We start from the raw sequence: 4921 nt of genomic DNA on the forward strand, positions 1-4921 counted from the left end.
TGGATTTGGTCGACTCAATGAGGTGGACGATGGCAAATGGCCACTGGTATGGCAATACGACAAATGTGGACGCATCACGCAAGAGCACCAAGGCTTTAGTAGTCAATATTTTGATTATGACCAAGCAGGACGCTTATTTAGAATGCGCCTGCCTGATGGTAACATCTTAACCCACTATTACCGAGGTGATGAAGTCAGCCAAATCGACCTAAACGGCCAAACACTATCGACCCACCGCTGGCAGGAAGGCAATGAAATTGCCCGTAGCATGGGGCGATGTGGCGAACTCAATTGTCATCAGCAATTTGATAGCCGTGGTCGATTGCTTAAACAAAAAGTCAGGGTCAAAGACAGCCTAAATAAACCGATTGAACGTCATTACCAATATAATGTTGCCGGTGAGCTCACCCAAATGACCGACAACTACAAAGGGGTAAAAACCTTCACCCACGACTTAAAAAGCCGACTCAGTAGCGCTAGCCACCAACCTTATAACCAAGGACAATTACCGGATGAGCTGAGCTATAAAGGCTATCATGAGCACTTTTATTTCGACGGGGCCGATAACTTACTGGGCAGTGAAAAGCCACTTGATGAATTAAAACACGCATCATCTACTGCCAAAACCCATGGCACCCCCAAAGCACCCTGCCCCCACAGCAACAAGCTCAAGGCTAACCGCTTATTGATTCAAGGTGACCGCCATTATCAGTACGACCAATACGGCAATGTGATTCGAGAGTTACGCGGTAAACGGCAACATACTGAACACCAATTTAAATGGAATGGGCAACATCAGCTTATTGAATTTAAAAAAATCCGCCACTACTGGGACGAAAACGACAAAGACTTTCATCAAACGGTAGAAACCGTACACTGTTATGAATATGACGCCTTTGGTCGCCGAATCAGCAAAACCGACATGCAAACGGGCGATAAAACGCTGTTCTTCTGGCAAGGTGAAAACCTTATTACGGAATGCCACGCCGATGATGCGGACTTTAGTGTAGAGGTAATCCGCAATGAACACACCAAAGCCCAAGACTACCGCTGCATCAGTTACATTTACGAGCCGGGCAGCACCGGCTTTAGGCCGATGGCGCAGTTAGTCGGTCGTGGACGAGGTGGGCAAATCTACTACTACCTCAACGACCAGCTCGGCACCCCGCAAGAGCTCATAACCGCGAATGGTGACATTGTCTGGAGTGGTGTTTACAAATCCTATGGCAACCTTGCCATAGAATACCACACCGTACCACAAAACCTGCGCTTTCAAGGGCAGTATTTTGACGAGGAGTCAGGGTTACACTATAATCGCTACCGATACTACGACCCTCACACAGGTCGCTACATCAGCCAAGACCCTATCGGACTGGCTGGTGGTGAAAACGCTTACAGCTACGTTCCAGACCCACTGGCTTGGATTGACCCGTTGGGGCTTGAGAGGTGTCCAATATTTGCTGACACTAATTTTTTAGATGCTGCTGTAAAAGGTGATTCTGGAGCTTTGGATATTATACGTGAAGGTAAGACTTATCTAACGCCTAATCAATTACATGAATTTCTTAACGTTTCTGATAAAAATCAGCTAAATGCTAGGAAAAAATTTTTAGCTAAAGAAAATATAGAAATATTCAATGGAGAAAAAGCTCGTTTGGCATCAAATTCTTCAGAGTTTAAGAAAATTTTTGATTTAACAATAAAGTCAGGGCATAGCCGTGGAGATGCTGCATTAGTTGCATTTGCAAAAACAACAGGGTATCAAGTCATTACAAGCGAAAGGAGGTTAACTAACTTTTTTAATTTATCTATGCCTAAATTAGGAGTGCCTATAGCTAGACACAAAGTCAGGAGATAATAATTATGGCAAGTTATGATTTTTTAAATGCATTTTGTACATGTCCTAGATGTAAAACCGCAGGCGAATTTGAAATAGAAGCATTTTTCCCTTCAGGATGCTTATTTGAATATAGACTAGGAGATAAGTTAATTAACACAAAAAAAATAAAGTTAAAAGAAAATTTTATTGCCGAAGGATATACTGTATGTCCTTATTGTGGCAAAGATTTTTTTGTTAATATTCAAGTGAAAAATAAGAATATTTACGCAGTTAATATCAGTGATAAGAAAGGGTATATTGCATAATATGTATAGCATACTTCGAAAGAAGTATTACCATGTAAAGAAAAAGACTTTAAAAAATTAGGAGAAAATAATTACCCTCGGCATTAAGTTTATAGAGCGATATAAAATATTAATGATGCAATTTTTTAAATTATATTAAGTCATTGTCATTATACAAATCCGCGTTCTAAAACAACGCGTTTTTTCCTTTTTTATTTTATAATAGCGACCTCGATTGTACCTAGTCTTCAACAAATGTCCAATTGGGGAATAAAATGATATATACAAAAAACATATTAAATATTTATTGGGATAGTAATCTAGGTGAAGTAAATGGGCAAACATTTTATTTATACAGCAATGATATAAATTACTCTCTTCCTAAATTCCCATTTGAATTGTGGCCAAAATTAACTGAAGCAAAAAGTCATAAATTATTTGGCGAAAATTGGGTTGTCTGGCTATGGGATGTCAAATTCTCTGAAATACCAAATAATTGGAAAAAAATAACCGAAGACACACTTCGTTTCTTTTTTGAAAAGAATTCAATAATTAGTTGGTGTGGATTGGATGGTTATTTTATTGATCCTCCAGATTTGTTTGATCCTAAAGAAATGTCTAATGGAGTTTATGCTGTAGTTGATGCTAATGGAGTATTTATTTGCCATAGCGATTTAGATAGTAAATATGAAGCTCTCACTGATAATGAACTATTAATGCTGCATAATGTGATAAAAGATAACATATAAATTAGAAACAGATATTATTTTTGTTTATAGGTAGTAACAATGAGTGACATAAATCAATATAATCCTTTTCCATGGCGATTTAGAGGTGATAAAAAAGATGGCACATACTGTGAAATCAAACTTGATAACGAGCACACTCGATTTATTGCAATCAGAGTTATGGCTTATATGCATGATGATGTATATGAAAGGGAATGTCAATTCGTTGCACAAGGGATTATGACTTGGGAGGATATGTACCCTGCAACGAAAAAATTGGGATATCTGCCCGATAGGGATAAGGTATTTTGGTTATATAAGGTCTATGTGGATGATATTGAAAATGAGTTTTTAGTTGATGATGTAGAGCTTTTTGCCACAAAAGCAAAAAATTGTAAATCATTTGTATTTGATGATTTTTACAAATGCATGGCTTTTTTGAAAGAGCATTACCATGTTGAAGAAAAAGACTTTAAAAAATTAGGGGAAAATAATTACCCTCAGCATTAAGTTTATAGAGCGTGAACATACCAGCGATATAAAATATTAATGATGTAATTTTTTAAATTATATTAAGTCATTGTCATTATACAAATCCTTGTATTAAAACAGCAAGGATTGCTCTTTTTACTCTATAATTTTATTGCCTATTAAAAAATCAAATAAAATCAATACGTTTTCTGAACGATTATTATAAAAAACACAATAACTTTTTAGTCTACCCAAAGGCTGTTTTTGCTATATCAATATGACGCCTTTGATCGCCGAATCAGTAAAACCCAAGACTACCACTGCATCATCATTTAATATTAAAATTGGAAATAGAGAATTATGGATCGCTCCTAATGGCACTAAACCTATTTTAGAATCTTTAACTAGTAGTAATAAACACATAGGAACTTTTACTACATCAATAAATAGTCAAATTGCTTTAACAGAATTTGAATTAGCCTTAAAAACAGCGCTAAAACAAAATGGAATAGTAACAGACAAAATGATCCATGGCGGAAATTGGGAATTTATATTATCTGCACCAAGAAACATTGGAGAAAATATTGTTGTTAAACATGCTAGATATAACCCTAAATAGGAGGATCTAATGTTAAAATTTATTGATATTTACTCAAAAGTAAATAGTAATGTTGAAATTGATTATTATGTTCCTTTCACTATAGATATAAAAGAAAATGATTTTTTTAATGAAAATAGTTTATATTGGAGAACAGGTAATTTTGATACTTCATTATTAGAAATTGAGATTGGTGAAAAATCAGGGATTTTAAAAAGTATTACACTTACTTCAGTTAATCAAATCACTACTAATGATATAAATTTTAAAGCATTAAACACCATAATTGGAGCACCTATCCTTGATATTTCAAGGATAAAAAATAAAATTTATGATTATGTTTCTGAATATATTGTATCTTTGACTATTAATAATATTACAGTCAATATGTCTACTAAAACTGTGGCAAAAACTATTATTAAAACAGGAAGAATTACGCTAGGATTTGGATTTGAAAATGAACTGATGTTTATTACTATAAATAATTTATCTTCTAATGAATACAAAGATCTTAAAGATAGTTTTAGACTTTAATAAATTAAAATAGCTATAACCTAAAAATTATGTCGATGGCTCAAAAGAGATATGGGTACATGATAAACAATCCGCCCGTCAGGTTAAGCATATTTCACCGAGTGGTGCAACAATTGAACGTCACTATGGTCAAGAAGGAGAGCTTTTAGCCGAAACCGACCCCTTAGGCAATACCACCGAATATCGCTATGACGGTGAGCTCAATTGCATATCGGTCACCTATCCCGATGGTCAGCGTTTATGGCAACGCTTTAATCGTGGCTTATTAATGGAGCGTATACAGTACAGTGCCGATGCCAGTGAAAAAAGCAAAGAAAAATGGGAATATGATAGTGATGGACAACTGCTGTGCTATATCAACCCCATGCAAGAAGAGTTGCACTATCAGTGGACCGATAGCGGCCTATTAAGTGCTATCCGCTATGGCGATGAGACCAGCGAACACTATACCATCAACGCACTGGGG

General features: G+C 35.9%; 7 protein-coding genes. All 7 read left to right on the top strand.

What is annotated here, in order from left to right:
* Positions 1-1858: RHS repeat domain-containing protein (locus tag A9G41_RS14845; protein WP_143425434.1), on the top strand; the 1858-nt coding region annotated here is incomplete at its 5' end.
* A 5-nt stretch (positions 1859-1863) separates the two neighbouring features.
* Positions 1864-2145, top strand: coding sequence for a hypothetical protein (locus A9G41_RS07040; protein ID WP_218837683.1), 282 nt, complete (start codon positions 1864-1866; stop codon positions 2143-2145).
* 254 nt (positions 2146-2399) lie between these two features.
* Positions 2400-2873: a hypothetical protein gene (locus tag A9G41_RS07045; protein WP_075539481.1), complete on the top strand. Its 474-nt coding sequence runs from the start codon at positions 2400-2402 to the stop codon at positions 2871-2873.
* Between the two features lie 39 nt (positions 2874-2912).
* Entirely contained in the window at positions 2913-3362 is a 450-nt protein-coding gene (locus A9G41_RS07050) for a hypothetical protein (protein ID WP_075539482.1), read from the top strand.
* 238 nt (positions 3363-3600) lie between these two features.
* Positions 3601-3942, top strand: a complete 342-nt coding sequence (locus tag A9G41_RS07055) for a hypothetical protein (protein WP_075539483.1) — start codon at positions 3601-3603, stop codon at positions 3940-3942.
* Positions 3943-3951: 9 nt separating this feature from the next.
* Positions 3952-4455 (top strand): hypothetical protein, encoded by a 504-nt coding sequence (locus tag A9G41_RS07060; RefSeq protein WP_075539484.1) that lies wholly within the window; start codon positions 3952-3954, stop codon positions 4453-4455.
* A 268-nt stretch (positions 4456-4723) separates the two neighbouring features.
* Positions 4724-4921, top strand: a 198-nt coding sequence (locus tag A9G41_RS13970) for a hypothetical protein (protein WP_143425435.1), incomplete at its 3' end; no start/stop codon positions are given.

Origin of the sequence: Gilliamella sp. Nev5-1 (genome assembly GCF_001690895.1) — a bacterium.
Lineage (GTDB): Bacteria > Pseudomonadota > Gammaproteobacteria > Enterobacterales > Orbaceae > Gilliamella > Gilliamella apicola_C.